Raw genomic sequence first — 20,123 nt, 5'->3', positions numbered from 1 at the left:
CGTCAGCTGGAATAGCCGGTGTATGGTGAATGCATGAGCTGGCACGCGCGCCGCGAGAACTGGAACCCCCAGGCCGAAGATGCCCGCGAAGACGGCGACATCGACTATGCCCGCGTCATCCACTCGGCCTCATTCCGCCGCCTTCAGGGCAAGACCCAGATCCTCAATCTGGGCGACAGCGACTTTTACCGCACCCGCCTCACCCATTCGCTCGAAGTCGCCCAGATCGCCGGTGGCCTCGCCCGGCAGCTGGCCAAGTCCTTTCCCGACCATGCCGCCGCACCGCTCTTGCCCGATCGCAGCCTGATCCACGCGATCGGCTGCACCCATGATTTCGGGCACCCGCCGTTCGGCCATGGCGGCGAAGTGGCGCTGAACTACTGCATGAGGGATGTCGGCGGGTTCGAAGGCAACGGCCAGACCCTGCGCATCCTCGCTCGCCTAGAGACCTTCTCCGCCAATGCCGGTGCCAATTTGTGCCGCCGTACCCTGCTGGGCGTGCTCAAGTATCCAGCGCCCTGGTCCGCCGCCCGCAACCCGGACATCGCGCCCAAGCTGCTCGGCGGCCCCTCGACCATCCGCGTGCTCGATCCCCGCGCCTGCAAGCCTCCCAAGTGCCATTTCGACAGCGAGCAGGACGTTGTCGATTGGATACTCGCCCCGCTCTCCCCGGCTGAGCGCGCCAGGTTCCAGACGCTGGAGCCGGTGCCGGGCAAGCACGCGCGCACGTTGCACAAGTCGCTGGACTGTACGATCATGGATGTCGCCGATGACATCGCTTACGGCGTCCACGACCTTGAGGACGCCATCGCCTTGGGCCTCGTCACCAGGGACGCCTTCACCGCCGCGCTTGATGGGCGATGCGCCTCGTTCCTCGACGCGCTCAAGGAAAAATATCCCGGCGAAAGCGAAAACGACGTCTTCTCGCACATGGTGGAAGGACTGTTCGGCGGCGCCAACAGCCGCAAGCGCTTCGTCAGCCGCTTGGTCCACCATTTTCTGACCGGCGCGCATTACGTCGAGAAGAAGGGCTTTCGCGAACCCCTGCTGCGCTGGCGCGTGACGCTTTCCGGCCCGCGCCGCGATTTCCTCGATGCACTGCAGGGCTTCGTAGTGCGCGAAGTCATCGCCAGCCCCGAAGTCCAGCAACTCGAATTCAAAGGTCAGGCGATGGTCGTCGCCGTTTTCGAGGCGCTGGCGGCTGACCCGGCGCGCCTGCTCCCCCGCGAGGAGCGGGACCGCCTCGATGCCGCCGACGGCGACCTGCGAGTGATCTGCGATTACGTCGCAGCGATGACGGACACGCACCTGCTGCGGACCTACGAACGCCTGTTCAGTCCGCGCATGGGTTCGGTATTCGACCGGCTCTGACGTTCTCGACTGTAGAAAGGTAGCCGCCGCCGGTTACCTTTTACGGCATTGTTGGTTAAGCCCAACATATGGAGCAACAAGCCCTTGTCTTCGCGCTGATCGGCATTCTCGGTATCGGCGCGCAGTGGATCGCATGGCGTACCGGCTGGCCGGCTATCGCCCTAATGCTCGCCGCCGGTGTGATCGCCGGGCCGGTCACGGGCCTCGTAATACCCGAGCACACGTTCGGCGAACTGCTGGAGCCAATGGTCTCCGTGGCGGTTGCACTGATCCTTTTCGAAGGAGGTCTCAGCCTTAATTTCCGCGAATTGCGCAAGACCGAAGGCGCAGTGACGCGACTGGGCGTTATTGGCGTGCCGCTGGGCTGGGTGCTGGGCTCGCTCGCCTGTTACTACGTGGCCGGTCTGGTCTGGCCGGTGGCGATCCTTTTCGCTGGCATTCTCGTAGTGACCGGACCGACAGTGGTGTTGCCGCTGCTAAGGCAAAGCAACATAGCCCCCCGTCCGCGCGCGATCCTCAAGTGGGAAGCCATCGTCAACGATCCGATCGGCGCCCTGTGCGCCGTCATCACATACGAATATCTGCGCCGTTCCGGTGAAGGCGGCACACTGATATCGGTACTGGCCTCATTGCTGGGCGCGACGGTTGTGGCCGGGCTGATCGGCTACCTTGTCGCCAAGGCCATCGCCTGGGCTTTCCCGCGTGGGCATGTACCGGAATACCTCAAGGCCCCGGTGCTGCTGGTCGCGGTGATCAGCACTTTCGTGCTCTCGAACCTGATCCAGCAGGAAACCGGTCTTCTGGCTGTGACCGTGATGGGTATCGCCATCGCCAACATGCGGCTCGATTCCCTGCGCGATATCCATCCGTTCAAGGAGAACATCACTGTTCTGCTGATTTCGGGCGTCTTTGTGCTACTCTCGGCCTCGCTCAACCTCGAGGTGCTGCGCCAATTCGAATGGCGCTTCATCGCCTTCCTGCTCGCACTGCTGTTCCTTGTCCGCCCGGCAACCGTGCTGGTCAGCCTGGCCTTCAGCAAGATTCCCTGGAAGGAGCGCTTGCTGGTCGCCTGGATCGCGCCGCGCGGTGTGGTTGCTGTCGCCGTCTCGGGCCTGTTTGCGCTTCGGCTGGACCAGCTGGGCTACGACGACGGTTCCATTCTGGTGACGCTGTCGTTCTCGGTGGTGATAGCCACGATCATCGCCCACGGTTTCAGCATCCGGTATGTGGCACGCTGGCTGGGCGTCACCGGGGCGCCGCAGAAGGGGCTGCTGATCGTCGGCAGCACCTCGTGGAGCCTGTCGCTGGCCCGCCAGCTCAGCCAGTTCGGCCTGCCGGTGATGATCGCGGACAACAGCTGGCAGCGCCTTTCCGGTGCACGACAAGCTGGTATCTCCACTTATCACGGCGAGATTCTGGCGGAGGCGACGGAAGAGCGGCTCGACCTCACCCAGTTCCAGGTCCTCGTCGCGACGACCGAGAACGAGGCGTACAATGCCCTCGTCTGCAGCGAGTTCGCGCCCGATATCGGCCGCGATTCGGTTTACCAGCTCGGCGGTATGGGCGATGACGAAGACCATCGCAGCCTGCCCGAGGCCCTGCGCGGCCGCGCCATGTTCGGCTCCGGCCACGGCGTCGCGGAAATCATGGAGCGCGAAGCGGCGGGCTGGACCTTCCGCAAGACCCGCATCAGCGACCAGTTCGACTTCGCCGATGCGCAGGCCGCGCTTTCCGACGAGGCCGACATGCTGTTCGTGCTGCGCAAGGACGGCAAGATCCGGTTCTTTACGCACGCTTCTCGGCCGACACCGCAGCCAGGAGATGTGGTCGTCTCCTATGGCCCGTCGCGCCACGGCGAGCCCGATACTTCCCGCCAAACCCCGCAGAAGGAGGCGAACGCATGAGAGGCCTGCCAGCAATCCCTTACATTCTGGCGCCTGCCGCCCTAGTCGCGGCGCCGTTGCTGCTGGCCGGCTGCCAGCCAGGCCAGCCCACCGGCGGCGACGCGACCGAGGCTGTTGCCACGGATGCCCCGCGCAGCGTCATGGCAGAGCCGGAAGCTGACGATACCATCGTCAAGAAATCGATCATCCGTGCCGAGGTGGATGCCGGGCCGACAGATGCGCCGGTGCTGGAACCCGTGCAGGTCGTCGTCCCGTACCCTGCGAAAGGCGCCAAGCCGGACGAGGCAGGCACGGCGCTGATCGACGGATTGATGACCAGCCCCACGTTTCTGGCTGGCGGCCCGATCACGATCTGGGGCCACAGCGATTCGCGCGGCTCCGATGCGGAAAACCTCGCCGCCTCGCGTCGACGCGCCGAAGCTGCGCGGGATTACCTCGAAAGCAAGGGCGTGGCGAAAGCCCGGATCACCGTGATCCCGCTCGGCGAAAGCCGCCCCATTGCGCCCAATCGCAAGCTCGATGGCAGCGACGATCTCGAAGGGCGGACGAAGAACCGGCGAGTGGAGATCAAGGTCGATATTCCGCCGCCGCCACCGGCTGCGGAGCCACAGACTTCGGACTGAATTCCCGCCATCCCCGCAAAGGCGGGAACAGCGGAGCTTTTCACTGCGACAGCGTGATGATCAGCCGGCAAGCGCCTCGACGAACGCGACCGACTTGTCATCCGCCAGAGCAAGATCGCGCAGACGACGGATTTCGCCCGCACCGCGCGGTGAGCGGCGGTGTTCGGCAACGATGCGCTCGTAATTCGCAAGTCCCCGCTCGAAGGTATCGCCGTAGCCCTTGATCAGGCGCTGGCACTTGACCAACTCCAGCGCGACGCCAAGGTCAAGGGGAGCTTGGCTGCGCACCAGTTCAAGCCACCCCTCGATGCGCTCCTGCTCCTCGACGTAGCGCAGCGAACGGGGGCGCATCCCACGCATCTTCGCCAGAGCGCGCAGCGCCAGGAACCAGCGCAGGCCAGTCGTCTCGACATGACGGCCTTGCGTGAAGAAGCGTCCCAGCAGGTCCGTCATTCGATTGCTGCCAAGGATTTTACGACCGATTCCGGCAGGCAGCGTCTCGCACACTTCCTGCAGGCGCGGGTGCATGAATTCGGTAATCGAGAGGATCTGGTCATCCTGCGCCTTCACTTCGCCGCGCACGCGGGCGATGCGGCTGCCGCGCGTCTTGAGGTCAGCAACGCGGATGGTGTCCTCGTAACCCATCCAGAGCGCTAGGTGGCGGGCGGTCTCCGCCGTCATCTCGAACGGCGCGGCATCGAGCGCGGCGACCGTTTCCAGACGATCGAGGTAAAGCGCGGCATAGTCGCCGTCCTGATAATCCATTAGCCTGGCAACACCATGCAGTGCGTTGACATGCGCGGGGACCGGTAGCGCGGCAGTGATGCGCGCAGCCAGTTCGCGGCCCCGAACCGTGGTGGGAACCGGAACTTCGTGGACGTCCTCGACCGGCATGGCGACAGGGGCCTGCGCCTGATCGAAGCCTTCCTGGAAGCCGTTGAGGTTGCTTTTCACCGCGATGCCGCTGTGTTCGATGGCCTTGCGGAACGTCTCGGTCGGGAACGGCAGGGCGCCGCTGCCCGCCAGTGCGCCGAACATGATCGCACTGATAACGCTGCCCGAGCGCTCGGTCGCCGCTTCCATGTCGAACCCTACGAAACGCTTGGAGCGCTGGTGTGCGGCCTCGATGATCTTCTCGCCGTTGCCGCGCCCATCGCCCATCGCCTGCTTTTCGCCGATGGCATAAATGCGGTGGGTAGAGCCGACCAGCGTGGTACGGTGGGCGGTGGAGAACCCGCGCAGCAGCGCGCGCCCCGTTTCCATCAGTTCCGAGGCGACCACCACATCGACATCGCCGGGCATCGGCATCTGCGCCATCACCGGCAAACGACCCGAGCCGTCAGGCTTTGCCAGTTCGACGTAATAGACGGTCGATCCGGTGCGCTGTGCGACGCCGGGGACCGAAGTGCCCTGCGCCATCCACCCCTCGGCGCGGGCGACTTCCTGAATCCAGTCTGCCAGCACGCCGCCTCCCTGCCCCCCCAGGGCGAGGATGGCGATCGTCAGGCGGTTCTGGTTAGGAGCGGTGGTCATAGCTGTGTCTCGCATCAGGAGATTTGTTTTTATCGTCGTCCCGGATCAGGTCCGGGACGACGTCATTTTCAGAACGCCCGCGCCACGCGCTCACGCTCGGCGCTGGCCTGCCAGCGGGCGATGATCGCGCCGCTGATCTTCGCCTTGAACCGCTCCAACTTGCCCGGATTGGCAACGATATGCGCACGGTAAAAGCTGGGGCACAGCACGGCGGCATGGCTGACCTCCCCGCACAGGCCACAACCCACGCAGGAGTTCTCGACGTGCGCCACCGGGTCCTGCCGCAGCGGGTCGGGGTTGGGCTTGATCGTCAGCGAAGGGCAGCCTGACAGGCGGATGCAGCTGTGATCGCCGGTGCAGGTGTCGGCGTCGACACCGAAGCGTTCGCGCACCACACGCTCCCCGGCCTTTAGCGCGGCGGCCTTCACCTTCTTGTCGCGGCGTTGCAGGTTGAGCATGCATTCGGATTGCGCGACGATCACCTTCGGCCCCTTTTCAGGAGTAGTCAGCGCTTCGCGCAACATGTCGCGCATCTTGGGCACGTCGTAGGTCCGCGTGGTCTCGCGCACCCACTTCGCACCAACGCCGCGCACGGCCTTGGTGATGAGGTTGCGGGTCACGCGGTTCTTGTTGTCCGCGCGAGAGGACAGGATGTCCTGCCCGCCGGTAGCGGCGGAATAGCCGTTGTCGATGATGATGGTGACGCCGTCGTCCTTGTTGAACACCGCATTGCCGATGCCGGACGTCAGGCCGTTATGCCAGAAACCGCCGTCGCCCATGATGGCGATGGACCGCTTGGAGCCCTCACCTTCCTTGGGCTTGAACGCCGATGCACCCGCCGCGCCAAGGCCATAGCCCATTGTCGTATTGCCGATATTGAAAGGCGGCAGGATCGAGAACAGGTGACAGCCGATGTCCGCCGAAACGTGTGTCGGACCCAGTTCGCGCTCCACCAGCTTCATCGCGGTGAAGATCGGACGCTCTGGGCAGCCGGTGCAGAAACCGGCGGGGCGCTGCGGGATTTCCTTGGCGACCGGAGCCGGCAACGGGTTCGCCGCTTCCAGTTCGGGCGCCAGCGCCGGTGCATGGTCGGCGAGGAATTTGGCGAGGCCCTTGCGGATCACCTCGGCCGTGTATTCGCCCGAACGCGGCATGGTGTCCTTGCCGACGATCCGGGTGTCGAGCCCTGCCCGGCGGACCAGCGTGTTCAGCTCGTGCTCGATGAACTCCGGCTGGCCTTCCTCAAGGATGAGAACGGCTTTCTTGTTCCTGCAGAACTCGGCCACTTCCTCGGGGATCACCGGGTAGGCCACGTTCATGCAGTAGATCGGCAACTTGCTCTCGCCGTAAGCGTCGGCCAGCCCGATCAATTCCATCGCGCGGTTGAGATTGTTGTAGAGCCCGCCCTGAACGATCAGGCCAATGCCCTCACCCGTCTCTTCCGGGCCGAACCACTCGTTCAGCTTGTTGTCGCGAACATAGGCGATGCCTGCGGGCCAGCGCTTCTCGATCTTCTCGACTTCGTGGAGGAAGTTCGCCGGCGGCAGCACGATGCGGTCGGTATCGCGAACGGGATGGGCCGCGGCCTCGCCCACGGTCAGCGGCGGGCGCACATTGTCCTTGGCCACGAACGATCCGGTCATGTGACACGAGCGCACGCGCAGCTGAAGCATGACCGGGGTGTTCGAGGCTTCGGAAAGACGAAACGCCTGCTCCACCGAATCGACGATGCTGGGCAGGTTCGGACGCGGATCGATCAGCCACATCTGCGACTTCATCGCGAAAGCGTGAGTACGCTCCTGCATGATCGAGGAGCCTTCGCCGTAATCCTCGCCCACGATGATCAGCGCGCCGCCGGTAACGCCGCCCGAGGCGACGTTCGACAGCGCATCCGATGCCACATTGGTGCCCACCACCGACTTCCACGCTACGGCGCCGCGCAGCGGGTAATTGACCGAGGCCGCCAGCATCGCCGCCGCCGTCGCTTCCGAGGCGCTGGCCTCGAAATGAACTCCGAGGCTTTCGAGAAGGTCGTTGGCGTCGGCGAAGACGTCCATCAGGTGGCTGATCGGCGACCCCTGGTAGCCGCCGACATAAGCGACGCCGGACTGCAACAGTGCCTTCGTAACCGCCAGAATGCCCTCACCGGTGAAGGTCTCGCCCTCACCCGCGGTCAGCTTCGTGACTTCTTTCTTGAAGGAACGCTCCGCCATCTGCCCTTACTCCGAGACGAGCGCGAGGACGCGCAGCGGACTGCCAGAGCCGCCAAGGATCTTGAGCGGAGCGGCGATCACCACCGCCCCGGTCGCCGGCAGCTTATCAAGATTTTCAAGGCATTGGAGGCCATACTTACCCGCGCCGTGAAGCAGCGTGTGCGCCGGGTACATGGGGTCGAGCATATGCGCCTGACCCGCATCGGTGCCGATCGTCTCGACACCGAAGCCCAGCACGTCGCGCTCCTCGACGATATAGCGGATCGCGCAGGCGTCAGGGCCTGGCGTGTGCGCACCGTCCTCGCGGCGGTTGGTGTAGTCGTCCACTTGGCGCTTCGACCAGTCGGTTCGGAACAGCACCCAGGCGCCGGAGGGGATGGCGCCATGGACTGCTTCCCACGCCTTGATGTGGTCGGCCTTGAGGAGGAAGTCGGCATCGGCGGCGCATTCGGCCGAAAAGTCCAACACGACGGCAGGCGCAATCAGCTTCTGCGCGGGCACTAAGTCGACCGTGTTGTCCGCCAGGTCCTTGCCCGAGACCCAGTGCACCGGCGCATCGAAGTGCGTGCCGGTATGCTCGCCCACCGTGAAATTGTTCCAGTGCCAGGCGACACCGCGCTCGTCATAGCGCGAGATTTCCTCGCGTGAGAAGGCGGCCGTCTGGCCAAAAGGTTCGGGGAGCACCAGCAGCGGGGTGTCTTCGGAAAGGATCTGAGTGAGGTCGACAACGGTGATGTCACCGGCAACGAGTGCCTGTGCGAAGGGGGCGAGAACGTCTGTCATGGACTTGGGCTCCTTTTCGGACCATTACGCGAAGACTATCCGATTAAGTTGCATATGCAACTAAAATGTCATGGAGTGGCGGGAGACCCGTCTGGAGCTTGGGATGAGCGAGGATTTGCGCCCTTTTGGTAACCCCGGGTCGGAAGATTTCCGCCTCGATGCCTACCCCTTCTACCTGCTCAACCGGGCAGCGAGTCGGTACAACGTGGCAATCGAGTCGGAGCTTCGCGGTATCGGGATCGACATCCCCACTTGGCGCGTCCTGATGATTTTGGGCGAGCATGCCCCGCTCGCCATCGGCCAGGTGGCCAAGTCGGCGGTCATCAACCTCTCGACCATGATGCGCATCGTCGAGCGCATGTCCAAGGCCGGCCTAGTAGCTACGGCCCCTAGCGATACCGATGGCCGCGTGACCGAAATCGCGCTGACACACGAAGGCCGCGACAAGCTGGCGGCAGCGCGTCTGGTAACGGCGCCTTTATACGAAAAGATCATCCGCGGTTTCTCTGCGACCGATTTCACGCGAATGCTGGATATGCTCGGCCGCCTCCACGACAACTTGGATTGAAAGCGCTCGCCCGGCGCTTCGAGACCCGCACCCTTCGCTAAACGAACAACTTGCACTTGCAACCATATTAGTTTAGGCCTGAAACATTCTTAGGAGGCCTTCCATGCGCATTGCCTGTCTCGGCGGCGGACCTGCCGGTATCTACTTCGCGATCTCGATGAAGCTGCGCGACCCCGGCCACGAGATCCACGTCTTCGAGCGTAACCGCTCAGGCGACACGTTCGGCTGGGGCGTGGTGTTCTCGGACCAGACACTGGCGAACCTCGAGGCCAACGACCCGGTCAGCGCCGCCACCATCACAGGCAGCTTCGCCCACTGGGACGACATCGATGTGAGCGTGGGCGAAAACACCATCACCTCTTCGGGCCACGGCTTCATCGGCATCGGCCGCAAGCATCTGCTGCAGATCCTGCAGGCCCGCGCCGCCGAGCTGGGCGTGGTGATGCATTTCGAAACGATGTTCAGCGCCGACCTTTCGGCTTATGCCGATTTCGACCTGATCGTCGCCGCAGACGGCATCAATTCAATGGTTCGCACCGCTAATCTCGAAAAGTTCGAGGTCGATATCGACACCAAGCGCAACAAGTTTTCGTGGCTCGGCACCACCAAGCTGTTCGACGCCTTCGCCTTCATCTTTGAAAACACCGACTACGGCTGGATCTGGGCGCACGCCTACCGCTTCGATGCCACGCACTCGACCTTCATCGTCGAATGCTCACCCGAGACGTGGGAAGGCCTTGGACTCGACAAGATGGAGCAGGCCGATTCGATCGCGTTCTGCGAAAAGGTCTTTGCCCGCCATCTGGACGGCCATCCGCTCATCACCAATGCAACCCACCTGCGTGGTTCGGCGGCATGGATCAACTTCCGCCGCGTGATCTGTCGCCAGTGGTCGTTCGACAACGTGGTGCTGCTGGGAGACGCCGCGCACACCGCCCATTTCTCAATTGGTTCGGGCACCAAACTTGCACTCGAAGACGCAATAAAGCTGGCGCAGGTTCTGGATCGCCCCGGCATCACCGGCCGCGAGGAACTGGCCGGTGCGCTTGCCGAATATCAAGCAGAGCGGCACATCGAAGTCCTTAAAATTCAAAACTCTGCGCGAAACTCCACAGAATGGTTCGAGACTCTCGACCGTTACCTCGGTTTCGATCTGCCGCAGTTCGCCTACTCGTTGATGACCCGCTCGCAGCGCGTCAGCCACGAGAACCTGCGCCTGCGCGATCCCGCCTGGCTGGCCGGCCTTGAGCGCTGGTTCTGGAACGGTAACGAGGATCAGGACACCCCGGTGCAGCCGATGTTCACGCCCTACACCTTACGCGGCATGACAGTTCCCAACCGCGTGGTCATACCGGCGATGCTGACGTATTCCGCCAGCGCGGATGGCTATGCAACGGATTTCCACTCGGTTCACTACGGCGCCCGCGCGCTGGGCGGGGCCGGTCTCGTCGTCACCGAACTACTCGCCGTCAGCCCCGAAGGCCGCGCCACCCCCGCCTGCCCCGGCCTGTGGCACGACGGTCAAGCCGAGCGCTGGTCCGCCTTCAACGAGTTCGCCCACAAACATTCGTCCGCGAAGACCTGCGCCCAGATCGGCCACTCCGGTGCCCGCGCGGCCTGCAAGATTCCGGGCGAAGGCGCCGGCTACGACGTAGCCCTGGACAAACCCTGGCCCACCGTCTCGGCCAGCGCGCGGCCGTGGCGTGAGGGCGGCACCGTGCCCAAGGTGCTCGAAGCGCGCGAGATGGACCTGATCGTCCAGCAGTTCGTCGCTACGGCCGTGCGCGCCGACAAGGCCGGTTTCGACATGCTCGAAGTACAGGCTGGCCACGGCAACTTGCTTTCCAGCTTCATCACCCCGGTCATGAACAAGCGCGATGACGAGTTCGGCGGCACGCTCGAAAACCGCATGCGCCTGCCGCTGCGCGTCATCTGCGCCGTGCGCGCCGCATGGCCGCAGGACAAGCCGCTCGCTGTACGTATCTCCGCAAACGACTGGGTGGGCGAAGCCGGTGTCACGCCTGCCGAGGCCGTTGAAATCGCCCGCAGCCTGCGCGAAGCAGGCGTCGATATTATTGATGTCTCTGCTGGCGAGACTGCTCCCGAAGGTCGCCCCGTCTATGGCCGGATGTTCCAAACCCCCTTTGCTGACCAGATCCGCAACGAAGCGGGCGTCCCCACAATCGCCGTGGGCAACATCGCCGACGCCGACCAAGTGAACTCGATCCTGACCGCCGGCCGCGCCGATCTCGTCGCACTTGGCCGCACTCACCTGTTCGACCCGGTATGGACGCTGCGCGCCGCCGCCGCAGCCGGCTATGACGAACAGCCGGTGCCCCCTCCCTACCGCCTAGGCCAGGCCATGGCACTGCGCGCCGCGCGCGGCCGGGCCTGAGCCAACCAGTTCCGTCACCCTCACGCAGTTCCCAGCCTGCGCGGGGGTGGCGGATTAATCGCAGACACGGTCAGTTAAATGTCCCTTGCAGGAATCGACATGCTCGCGCCGGACGCTATGGAAACTCCCGAAAGAGGAGCTTTCGAGGCTATGGGCGAGTCCGATAAACCTGCATCTGCAAGCACGCTGGACCTGCGCGTCTGGGTGCGTCTGCTCGACTGCGCGAAAATCATCGAGAAGCGTCTGCGTCGCAATTTCGAGGAGCAGTTCGGCACCACTCTGCCTCGCTTCGATATCCTGGCCACCCTGGACCGCGCCCCCGACGGGCTGCGCATGGGCGAACTGTCGCGCGCACTGCTGGTATCGAACGGCAACGTCACCGCGATTGTGCGCCAGTTGCAGGAACAGGGCCTCGTCCATTCGCGCCCTGCCCCGGACGACGGCCGCTCGGCGATCGTGTCACTGACGCCGCAAGGCCGCGCCCAGTTCTCCGCGCTGGCCGAAGCGCATCACGGCTGGGTCCGCGAGGCGCTCGCGGAGTTCCCGGAAACCAACCAGCGCCACCTCTTCGACCTATTGAGCCAGCTCAAGTCATCCATCGCCTAGGATAGTCCAAGATGCCCTTCACCACCCGCGCCCAGGTGCGCTTCGCCGATGTCGATCCAGCGGGAATCGTCTTCTACCCGCGCTACTTCGAGATGCTGAACGGTGCGGTCGAGGATTGGTTCGAGCAGGATCTGGGCCTCGATTTCGCGGCTATGCATCTCAAGCACGATATCGGCGTGCCGACCGTGAAGCTGGAGACCGAGTTCGTCTCGCCTAGCCGCCTTGGCGACCGGCTTGAGATCACCATCACGCCCCAGCGCCTGGGCCGCACTTCCTGCGGAATTTCCATTGTGTTCACCGGCGAAGGGCGCGAACGCTTGCGCGCGCAGGTCGTGCTGGTCTGCATGGACCTCGTTAGCCACCGCCCGGTCGAGTGGCCCGAAGGCGTCCGCGCCGCGATCGAGGCAGGATTGGTCCCGGCCTGCTGATCTAAGGATTGCAGCCCCTGCACTGATTGCGGTTAGAGGGCTGGGCGGAGGTTAGCGCGGATATCCTTCATCGCAATGTGCCGGCAAAATCCGCATTGCCGCTGACAGCCGTGCGACGGATCAGGTTATCCCGAATGCCAGCACGGCGATGCTCGCGGCCGATCGCATATCCATCATGAGCTCACTCTGCTGCTTCCACCGTAGGGGCTCATTCATTAAAAAAGGCGCCGCCCGGCGGAAGCAGGGGCGGCGCCTTTTCATTCAACTCGGTATTTTTATACGAGCGCGCCGTGGCAGTGCTTGTATTTGTTACCCGAACCGCAGGGGCACGGTGCGTTGCGGCTGATCGGCAGGTCGGCAAACGGGTTGCCTACATGCTCGCCGCCATCCTGCCCACCGGTACCCTGCTCGATGAAGCCCTGCGGGCTGCCGGCAAGGGAGCCGAACAAAGCCGGGTTCAGCGAGGAACCATCACCGTCAGCGGAATTGTCGAGGCCGGTGAAGGGATCGATGTGGCCGGTCAGGAAGTCGGGCAGCTCAGGCAACTGCGCCGGCTCGGGCATGCGCAGTTCGCTGACCGAAATGATGCGGGTCACGTCCTCGCGGATCGTTTCCAACATGCGCTCGAACAGGCTGAACGCTTCCTGCTTGTATTCGTTGATGGGCTGCTTTTGCGCATAGGCTCGCAGGAACACCACCTGCCGCAGCGCGTCTAGCGTGGCGAGGTGCTCTTTCCAGTAGTGGTCGAGCCGGTCGAGCAGGATCGACTTTTCGACCTGGCGCCAGATTGCCGGATCGTCCTGCGACATCTTCTCGTTCATCTGCGCATCGGCGATGTCCGAAATACGCGTCTCGATCACCTCGGGATCGATGCCGTCCTCCTCCACCCATGCATCGATCGGCGCATCGACATTGAGGATGTCCTTCGCCTTTTCCTTGAGTTCCTCGATCTTCCAGTGCTCCGGATAGGAGCCCGGGGGGCAGGTGTCGGCGATCAGGGCGTTGATGGTATCATTGCGCATGTCGACGACCACATCATCCACGGTCTCTGCGTCCATGATGTCAGAGCGCTGCTCGTAGATGACCTTGCGCTGATCGTTCATCACGTCGTCGTATTCTACGACCTGCTTGCGCACTTCGTAATTGCGCGCTTCGACCTTCTTCTGCGCGGTTTCGATGGCCTTGGACAGCCACTTGGAACCGATCGCCTCGCCGTCGGCAAGGTTGTTGTTCATCATCTTGGAGAACAGCGTGTCGGGGCCGAAGATGCGCAGGAGGTCGTCCTCCAGGCAGAGGTAGAACTTCGAAAGACCCGGATCGCCCTGACGGCCTGAACGTCCGCGCAGCTGGTTGTCGATGCGGCGGCTTTCGTGACGCTCGGTGCCGATGACGCACAGGCCGCCCGCTTCGAGGACGAGGCGCTTCTGTTCACCAACTTCGGCCTTGATCTTGGCCACGGCTGCATCACGCTCGGGCCCCTCGGGCATGTCGCGCAGTTCGTCCTCGACGCGGAATTCCACGTTGCCGCCAAGCTGGATATCGGTACCACGGCCCGCCATGTTGGTGGCGATCGTCACCGCGCCGAGGCTGCCTGCCTGCGCGACGATATGCGCCTCCATTTCGTGGAACCGGGCGTTGAGGACCGAGTGCTTGACGCCTTCCTTGTTGAGGAAGTCTGACAGCAGTTCCGACTTTTCGATCGAAACGGTGCCGACGAGGACCGGCTGGCCGCTTTCGTACTTGGTGCGGATCAGCTTGGCGATGGCGGCGAACTTGTCCATCGTGTTCTTATAGAACTCGTCCTCCTCGTCGACGCGCATGACGGCGACGTTGGTGGGAATGGTGACGACGTTCATCTTGTAGATGTCGTAGAATTCGCCTGCTTCCGTAGCGGCGGTGCCGGTCATGCCCGAAAGCTTGGGGTACATGCGGAAGTAGTTCTGGAAGGTGATCGAGGCGAGGGTCTGGTTCTCCGGCTCGATGTTGACGCCTTCCTTGGCTTCCACCGCCTGATGCAGGCCGTTCGACCAGCGGCGGCCGTCCATCATGCGTCCGGTGAACTCGTCGATGATGACGACCTTGTCGTCCTTGACGATGTAATCCGTGTCGCGCTTGAACATGACCACGGCTTTCAGCGCCTGATCGAGGTGATGGACCACCTGTGTGTTCTCGACGTCATACAGGTTCGAGCCTTCGAGGTGGCCAGCGGCTTCGAGCATACGCTCAGCCTTTTCAACGCCGTCCTCGGTCAGGCTGATGTTCTTGGTCTTCTCGTCCGCCTCGTAGTCCTCGGGGACCAGCTGCTTCACGATGGCGTCGACCTGGACGTAAAGCTCGCTCTTGTCGTCGGTTGGGCCGGAGATGATGAGCGGGGTGCGGGCCTCGTCGATCAGGATGGAATCGACCTCATCGACGATCGCGTAGTTGAAGGGGCGCTGCACCATCTGGCTGCGCTCATGCTTCATGTTGTCGCGCAGGTAGTCGAAGCCGAACTCGTTGTTAGTGCCGTAAGTGATGTCAGCGGCGTAAGCCTCGCGGCGCTCGAATTCGTTGAGGTTGGGCACGATCACGCCGACGGTGAGGCCAAGGAACCCGTGGACTCGCTCCATCTGCTCGGCATCGCGGCGAGCAAGGTAGTCGTTCACGGTGACGACGTGGACGCCCTTGCCTTCCAATGCGTTGAGGTAAGTGGCGGTGGTGGCCACCAGCGTCTTGCCCTCACCCGTGCGCATCTCGGCGATTTCGCCGCGGTGCAGGACCATGCCGCCGATCAGCTGCACGTCGAAGTGGCGCATGCCGAATACGCGGCGCGAGGTTTCGCGCACAGTGGCGAACGCTTCGGGCAGGAGGTCGTCGAGGCTCGAGCCGTTCGCGAGCATCTCGCGGAACTTGACCGTCTGGGCCGAAAGCTCCTCGTCGCTGAGGGCTTCGATTGCCGGTTCGAAGGCATTGATCTGCGCTACGACCTTGTCGAGCGACTTGACGTAACGCTCGTTGGACGAGCCGAAGATGGACTTGACGAGTGCGCCGAGCATGGCGGGTGACCCCTGTTTTTCGTGAATGCGTAAAGATCGAAGGTGCGCGCAGCCGGGGCATGGCCCGGGCGCGTCAGAAGCTCGCGAGAAAGCGAAGAGTTGCAGGCGCCGCGCGTTATTCGCGCGCGCGGTCTATCCCGGTGAGGACTGTCGCCACGGCAACTTGAACCGGCACGGCCATACGCAGCGGGGCATGGAGCCGGGTATTGCGCAGGCCCGGTTCGGGCAATTGCGCCAATGCGGCAGGCGCGCGGGGCGCCTTGATCGCAGAAACTTCGCGCAGCGCCGCCACCTGCACACTCGCCACCCGCGACGCACACGCGTCGGCAGGGCCGATCTGCGCGGCAAGGCCCGTCAGCAGGGCAAGCAGGGTCAAGAGCAGGCGATGAGCCATGCAGAGCAGATAAGGGCGGCGATGCGGCCTGTCCACCGGCAACATCACGGGGGGCGCCGAAAGACGCAGGCTACGCTTACCGCATGTTTACCTTGTTGCGGTTAGACCCGGCGCATGAACATGGCGGCAACCGACAGACCTGAACGCCCCGCGCGGCTTGTCCTGCTCGACGGGCTGGGCTGCGCGGCGTCGCCGCGATCGGCGTGGTACTGTTCCATGCCCAGTTGAGCGGCGCCGGCCACGCCTTCTCGCGAGGGTATCTGTTCGTCGATCTGTTCTTCCTGCTGTCCGGCTTCGTGCTGACACTGGCTTTCGAGGCGCGCTTTGCCGGCGGACTGGCGGCAACGCCATTCCTGCGCCAGCGCCTGCGCCGGTTCCTGCCTATGGTCGCGGTGGGCAGCGTCACAGGATTTCTCGCCATGCTGGGGGGCGACTATCCCCTCATCGCCTGCGTTCTTGCCCTTGTGGTATCTGCTGCAATGATTCCGCTGCCGATGGCCACCATGTTCCCGCTTAACCCGCCACAATGGTCGCTGATGATCGAATTGGCTGCCAACGCCGTCCACGCGCGCTGGCTGCACCGTATGACAAGTGCGCGGCTGCTGATACTGGCCTGTGCCTGCGCGCTGGGCATGGCGGTAATGATGGCGCGCGCCGGGCACGGCGATCTGGGCGCCGGGATCGCGCCGTTGCCGACTGGCGTGCTGCGGGCGGGCTGGTCCTATACGCTGGGCATCGTCCTTGCCCGCATCTGGCGCGAACGCCGGCCGACACCGCTGCTGGACTGGCGCATCGCCCTGTTACTGCCGGTGCCCATCGTCATCGTCATTCCATTTCTGCCGCTCGCGCCCTGGGCCGGCGATGTCATCGTCATCACCATGGTCTTCCCCGCCTTGTTCTGGATCGCCGCCTGCGCAGTCCCGCCGTTATCGGGAGAGCGCATCCTGGAAGCGCTCGGAGCGATATCTTTCCCGCTATACGCGGTGCATTTCCCGATCCTGATGCTGTCAGACAGGTTTGGCGGCGGCGAGCAGGGCCGCTTCATCGGCATCTTCGCAGCTTTTATCGTTTCCGCTGCTCTCGCCTGTGCCTCCTCACGCAAACAAGCGGCCCGCAGGCCCGTACCGGTTCCGCTTGCCGACGCTTGACCTGTCATAACCATGCGCTAGTCGCTTGGATTATGGCCTACCCCGTCTCCCCGCTCGCCTCGCCCTTCCCCGCCCTGCCCGCGATCGCGGGGGTGACGCCGCATGTCGTGCGCGCCGGTTACAAGGACTGGGGCCGCTGCGACCTCACCTATGTCACGTTTGAGGCAGGCACCGCCGTCGCGGGCGTCTTTACAAAGAACCTGTGTTGTTCGAGCGAGGTAGAACTGGGCCGCGACAACATAGTTCAAGGGCGTGCCCGTGCATTGGTGGTTAACGCGGGTAACTCCAACGCCTTCACCGGCTACCGTGGCCGCGAGGCGGTGGAGCAGATCATGGACCAGGTTGCCGCCCACATCGGTGCTCCGCGTGAGCAGGTCTTCGTCTCCTCGACCGGTGTGATTGGCGTGCCGCTGCCCAAAGACAAGGCACGCGAAGGCGTTGAAAAGGCGCTCACCGCCCAGCCCTGCACCTGGGAAGACGCCGCCAACACCATCGCCACCACCGATACTTTCGCCAAGGGCGCGGCGGCAACGGCGATGATCGGCGATACCAAGGTCACGATCAGCGCCATCATCAAGGGCTCGGGCATGATCGCGCCGGATATGGCGACGATGCTCGGCTATCTGTTCACTGACGCAGCGGTGGAGCCGGCGTTCCTGCAGGCCTGCCTTTCCGCCGCAAACCTGCGCACTTTCTCGTGCATCACCGTCGATTCGGATACGTCCACCAGCGACACCGTACTGGCGTTTGCCACCGGCAAGGCAGGCAATGCCCCGCTCACCTCATTCCAGAGCGATGGCGCCCATGCTTTCGCCGCTGCCGTCCATGACGTGTGTCGCCAGCTTGCCCACCTCGTCGTGCGCGACGGCGAAGGTGCGCAAAAGTTCATCGCCGTAGCCGTCACCGGTGCCGTCTCGGATGAGAGCGCCCGCAAAGTCGGCATGGCCATCGCCAACTCGCCGCTGGTCAAGACCGCCATCGCGGGCGAGGACGCCAATTGGGGCCGCGTCGTCATGGCGGTGGGCAAGGCAGGGGAACCGGCCGACCGCGACAAGCTCTCGATCGGCTTCGGCGGCACCTGGGCGGCACGCGAGGGCGTGCCCCTGGCCGATTACGACGAGGCCCCCGTGGCCGCGCACCTCAAGGGCCACGACATCTCGATCGAGGTCGACCTGGGCCTTGGCGACGGCAGCGCTACCGTGTGGACCTGCGACCTGACCCACGGCTACATCTCGATCAATGCCGATTACCGGAGCTGACATGGCCTCTCCCATATTCACGCTCTGGGGGCGGCTGAACTCCCACAATGTCAAGAAAGTCGCCTGGTTCGCCGAGGAACTGGGCCTCAAATATGTGCGTAATGATATCGGCGGCCAGTTCGGCTATACCGAAGACTATCTCGTCAAGAATCCAAACCGCCTGATCCCGATGATCGAGGATGGCAAGGTCGTACTGTGGGAATCGAACGCGATCCTGCGCTACATGGCAGCCGAATACGGCGGAGAGCGCTGGTTCCCGCGCGATCCCATCGACCGCGCACTGGCCGACCGCTGGATGGATTGGCAATTCGCTTATGCCGAGGCGCAGCGCGTGCCTTTCCTCAGCCACGCCCGCACCCCGCGCGAAGACTGGAACCACGAAGCTATCGCCACGGGCGTCGCCGCCTGCGCCCGCCACATGGCTGTGCTGGACAAGTACCTTTCGGGAAAGCCCTGGCTGTCGGGCGACACCTTCGGCATCGGCGACATTCCCATGGGCGTCTACGCCTATACCTGGTTCAGCCTGCCCTTCGAAAAGCCCGAATTCGCCGCCGTGACCGATTGGTACACGCGGCTGTGCAAGCGCCCTGGCTTCGCCGCCCAAGTGATGATCCCGCTGACGTGATAACGCCCGCCCTCCACGCCGCCGTCGAAGCCATCATGCGCGAGGCGAGCGAGCGTGCGATCCTGCCGCACTACCAGTCGCTTGCCGCCAGCGAGATCGACAACAAGGCGGTGGACGACGTCGTCACCATAGCTGACCGCGAAGCCGAAGCCCTGCTGACGCAGCGCCTTTCCGCCCTGCTGCCCGAAGCGGCGGTGGTCGGCGAGGAAGCCGTGTTCGAGGACGCCTCCGTGATGGAGCGCCTGAAAGATGGCCTGTGCTGGATCGTCGATCCGGTGGACGGCACCAACAACTTCGCCGCCGGCAAGCCGCCCTTTGGCGTGATCGTGGCGCTGGCGGACCGGGGCGAAATTCTCGGCGGCTGGATACTCGACTGCCTCAGCGGCCGGTTCTGCCATGCCGGCCTGGGCACCGGGGCCTGGATCAACGGAGAGCGGATCACCGCCCGCACCACTGGCGAAAGCACGCCGATCGCGGCCATCTCGACGATCTTCCTCGATGAAGGCGCGCGCGAGAAAGTGCTCACCCACATCGCCCCGCACTACCGCCTTGTCGACATCCCGCGCTGTGCTGCCGAACAGTACCCGCGCCTGCTGCTGGGCACCAACGACATATCGGTGTTCAACCGCACGCTGCCCTGGGACCACGCGGCGGGCGTGCTGCTGCTGAACGAGGCCGGCGGCAAGGCTGCCCGCCCCGACGGCAGCGCATACCGCGCCGACGAATACGAACGCCGCGACCTCATCGGCGCCTCCAGCCCGTCGCTGTGGGACGACTTCGCAAAGATCGTCGCTAAAATCGGCTGACGCCTACCTTCTCTTCAGATGAGGGCTTTCAAGCCAAAGAAAAACCCCGCCGCATTGCTGCGACGGGGTTTTCAAACCTAGGAAACTCAGCCGATCAAAGCTCGGCTTCGAGCCAGCCCTTGAGCGCGTTCTTGGGCGCAGCGCCCAGCTTCTGCGCGACCGGCTGACCGTCCTTGAACAGCACCAGCAGCGGGATCGACTTGACGCCGATCTGCGCCGGAATGCCGGTGTTGGCCATGATGTCCATCTTGGCGATGATCACCTTGTCGGCCAGTTCCTCGCCGATCTCTTCGAGAGCCGGGCCGATCATTTTGCACGGACCGCACCAGTCGGCCCAGAAATCCACGAGGACGGGCTTGTCGGACTTGAGGACGTCGTCCTCGAAGCTGGCGTCGGTAACGGCAATGGTGGACATCGAATAGCTCCTGGGAA

17 protein-coding genes are annotated in these 20,123 nt (G+C 63.8%); 11 read left to right on the top strand and 6 right to left on the bottom strand.

The annotated features are described in order from the left end of the window. The first annotated feature begins 33 nt into the window (after positions 1–33). The 3 genes from V474_RS01955 to V474_RS01945 all read left to right on the top strand — a co-directional run bounded on the left by V474_RS01955 (position 34) and on the right by V474_RS01945 (position 3,898). Positions 34–1,371 (top strand): anti-phage deoxyguanosine triphosphatase, encoded by a 1,338-nt coding sequence (locus tag V474_RS01955; RefSeq protein ID WP_059149869.1) that lies wholly within the window; start codon positions 34–36, stop codon positions 1,369–1,371. Positions 1,372–1,439: 68 nt separating this feature from the next. Continuing rightward, positions 1,440–3,275: a cation:proton antiporter gene (locus V474_RS01950; RefSeq protein ID WP_059149868.1), complete on the top strand. Its 1,836-nt coding sequence runs from the start codon at positions 1,440–1,442 to the stop codon at positions 3,273–3,275. Continuing rightward, a complete protein-coding gene (locus V474_RS01945) occupies positions 3,272–3,898 on the top strand; it encodes an OmpA family protein (protein WP_059149867.1) in 627 nt (208 codons plus the stop codon). Before V474_RS01950 ends, V474_RS01945 begins: the two co-directional genes overlap by 4 nt. A 60-nt stretch (positions 3,899–3,958) precedes the next feature. Here V474_RS01945 and V474_RS01940 read toward each other — a convergent pair whose 3' ends face one another. The 3 genes from V474_RS01940 to V474_RS01930 all read right to left on the bottom strand — a co-directional run bounded on the left by V474_RS01940 (position 3,959) and on the right by V474_RS01930 (position 8,427). Beyond that, positions 3,959–5,431 carry an indolepyruvate oxidoreductase subunit beta family protein gene (locus V474_RS01940; RefSeq protein ID WP_059149866.1) on the bottom strand — a complete coding sequence of 491 codons (1,473 nt, stop codon included), beginning with the start codon at positions 5,429–5,431 and terminating at the stop codon, positions 3,959–3,961. Positions 5,432–5,499: 68 nt separating this feature from the next. Continuing rightward, complete coding sequence (locus V474_RS01935; RefSeq protein ID WP_059149865.1) at positions 5,500–7,644, bottom strand: indolepyruvate ferredoxin oxidoreductase subunit alpha; 2,145 nt, start codon at positions 7,642–7,644, stop codon at positions 5,500–5,502. Between the two features lie 6 nt (positions 7,645–7,650). After that, positions 7,651–8,427: a cyclase family protein gene (locus tag V474_RS01930; protein WP_059149864.1), complete on the bottom strand. Its 777-nt coding sequence runs from the start codon at positions 8,425–8,427 to the stop codon at positions 7,651–7,653. 103 nt (positions 8,428–8,530) lie between these two features. Here V474_RS01930 and V474_RS01925 point away from each other — a divergent pair, with 103 nt between their 5' ends. The 4 genes from V474_RS01925 (at position 8,531) to V474_RS01910 (ending at position 12,424) form a co-directional block, all read left to right on the top strand. After that, complete coding sequence (locus V474_RS01925; RefSeq protein ID WP_059149863.1) at positions 8,531–8,995, top strand: MarR family winged helix-turn-helix transcriptional regulator; 465 nt, start codon at positions 8,531–8,533, stop codon at positions 8,993–8,995. A 103-nt stretch (positions 8,996–9,098) separates the two neighbouring features. Then, a complete protein-coding gene (locus V474_RS01920) occupies positions 9,099–11,390 on the top strand; it encodes a bifunctional salicylyl-CoA 5-hydroxylase/oxidoreductase (protein WP_059149862.1) in 2,292 nt (763 codons plus the stop codon). Positions 11,391–11,540: 150 nt separating this feature from the next. Then, entirely contained in the window at positions 11,541–11,996 is a 456-nt protein-coding gene (locus tag V474_RS01915; RefSeq protein WP_059149861.1) for a MarR family winged helix-turn-helix transcriptional regulator, read from the top strand. Positions 11,997–12,007: 11 nt separating this feature from the next. Next, the gene (locus V474_RS01910; RefSeq protein WP_059149860.1) at positions 12,008–12,424 is read left to right on the top strand and encodes an acyl-CoA thioesterase; all 417 of its coding nucleotides are present in this window, start codon (positions 12,008–12,010) and stop codon (positions 12,422–12,424) included. A gap of 275 nt (positions 12,425–12,699) precedes the next feature. Here V474_RS01910 and secA read toward each other — a convergent pair whose 3' ends face one another. Together secA and V474_RS01900 are read right to left on the bottom strand one after the other, a co-directional pair. Continuing rightward, entirely contained in the window at positions 12,700–15,459 is a 2,760-nt protein-coding gene (secA, locus tag V474_RS01905; RefSeq protein ID WP_059149859.1) for a preprotein translocase subunit SecA, read from the bottom strand. A 115-nt stretch (positions 15,460–15,574) separates the two neighbouring features. Then, positions 15,575–15,853: a hypothetical protein gene (locus V474_RS01900; protein WP_059150731.1), complete on the bottom strand. Its 279-nt coding sequence runs from the start codon at positions 15,851–15,853 to the stop codon at positions 15,575–15,577. A gap of 203 nt (positions 15,854–16,056) precedes the next feature. On the opposite strand from V474_RS01900, the gene V474_RS01895 reads away from it, so the two are divergent. Genes V474_RS01895 through V474_RS01880 form a run of 4 tightly spaced genes read left to right on the top strand, consistent with a single transcriptional unit; the run spans position 16,057 to position 19,691 of the window. Continuing rightward, positions 16,057–17,001 (top strand): acyltransferase family protein, encoded by a 945-nt coding sequence (locus V474_RS01895; protein ID WP_059149858.1) that lies wholly within the window; start codon positions 16,057–16,059, stop codon positions 16,999–17,001. 32 nt (positions 17,002–17,033) lie between these two features. Continuing rightward, positions 17,034–18,260 (top strand): bifunctional glutamate N-acetyltransferase/amino-acid acetyltransferase ArgJ, encoded by a 1,227-nt coding sequence (gene argJ / locus V474_RS01890; RefSeq protein WP_059149857.1) that lies wholly within the window; start codon positions 17,034–17,036, stop codon positions 18,258–18,260. A 1-nt stretch (position 18,261) separates the two neighbouring features. Beyond that, positions 18,262–18,885 carry a glutathione S-transferase family protein gene (locus tag V474_RS01885; protein WP_059149856.1) on the top strand — a complete coding sequence of 208 codons (624 nt, stop codon included), beginning with the start codon at positions 18,262–18,264 and terminating at the stop codon, positions 18,883–18,885. Further along, on the top strand, positions 18,882–19,691 hold the full coding sequence (locus V474_RS01880; RefSeq protein ID WP_059149855.1) for an inositol monophosphatase family protein: 810 nt from the start codon (positions 18,882–18,884) through the stop codon (positions 19,689–19,691). Before V474_RS01885 ends, V474_RS01880 begins: the two co-directional genes overlap by 4 nt. Positions 19,692–19,785: 94 nt before the next feature. Here V474_RS01880 and trxA read toward each other — a convergent pair whose 3' ends face one another. Beyond that, positions 19,786–20,106, bottom strand: a complete 321-nt coding sequence (trxA, locus tag V474_RS01875) for a thioredoxin (protein ID WP_059149854.1) — start codon at positions 20,104–20,106, stop codon at positions 19,786–19,788. Positions 20,107–20,123 lie beyond the last annotated feature (17 nt).

Source organism: Novosphingobium barchaimii LL02, assembly GCF_001046635.1.
GTDB classification, from domain to species: Bacteria; Pseudomonadota; Alphaproteobacteria; order Sphingomonadales; family Sphingomonadaceae; genus Novosphingobium; species Novosphingobium barchaimii.
Note: the sequence above shows the minus strand (reverse complement) of the source record. Positions and strands in the feature narration are given on the sequence as shown.

Coding starts and splice junctions, on each gene's coding strand:
- V474_RS01900 (WP_059150731.1), bottom strand. CDS start 15,853: ATGGCTCATCGCCTGCTCTTGACCCTGCTTGCCCTGCTGACGGGCCTT.
- V474_RS01955 (WP_059149869.1), top strand. CDS start 34: ATGAGCTGGCACGCGCGCCGCGAGAACTGGAACCCCCAGGCCGAAGAT.
- secA (WP_059149859.1), bottom strand. CDS start 15,459: ATGCTCGGCGCACTCGTCAAGTCCATCTTCGGCTCGTCCAACGAGCGT.
- argJ (WP_059149857.1), top strand. CDS start 17,034: ATGGCCTACCCCGTCTCCCCGCTCGCCTCGCCCTTCCCCGCCCTGCCC.
- V474_RS01910 (WP_059149860.1), top strand. CDS start 12,008: ATGCCCTTCACCACCCGCGCCCAGGTGCGCTTCGCCGATGTCGATCCA.
- V474_RS01940 (WP_059149866.1), bottom strand. CDS start 5,431: ATGACCACCGCTCCTAACCAGAACCGCCTGACGATCGCCATCCTCGCC.
- V474_RS01925 (WP_059149863.1), top strand. CDS start 8,531: ATGAGCGAGGATTTGCGCCCTTTTGGTAACCCCGGGTCGGAAGATTTC.
- V474_RS01950 (WP_059149868.1), top strand. CDS start 1,440: ATGGAGCAACAAGCCCTTGTCTTCGCGCTGATCGGCATTCTCGGTATC.
- V474_RS01930 (WP_059149864.1), bottom strand. CDS start 8,427: ATGACAGACGTTCTCGCCCCCTTCGCACAGGCACTCGTTGCCGGTGAC.
- V474_RS01885 (WP_059149856.1), top strand. CDS start 18,262: ATGGCCTCTCCCATATTCACGCTCTGGGGGCGGCTGAACTCCCACAAT.
- trxA (WP_059149854.1), bottom strand. CDS start 20,106: ATGTCCACCATTGCCGTTACCGACGCCAGCTTCGAGGACGACGTCCTC.
- V474_RS01920 (WP_059149862.1), top strand. CDS start 9,099: ATGCGCATTGCCTGTCTCGGCGGCGGACCTGCCGGTATCTACTTCGCG.
- V474_RS01935 (WP_059149865.1), bottom strand. CDS start 7,644: ATGGCGGAGCGTTCCTTCAAGAAAGAAGTCACGAAGCTGACCGCGGGT.
- V474_RS01945 (WP_059149867.1), top strand. CDS start 3,272: ATGAGAGGCCTGCCAGCAATCCCTTACATTCTGGCGCCTGCCGCCCTA.
- V474_RS01915 (WP_059149861.1), top strand. CDS start 11,541: ATGGGCGAGTCCGATAAACCTGCATCTGCAAGCACGCTGGACCTGCGC.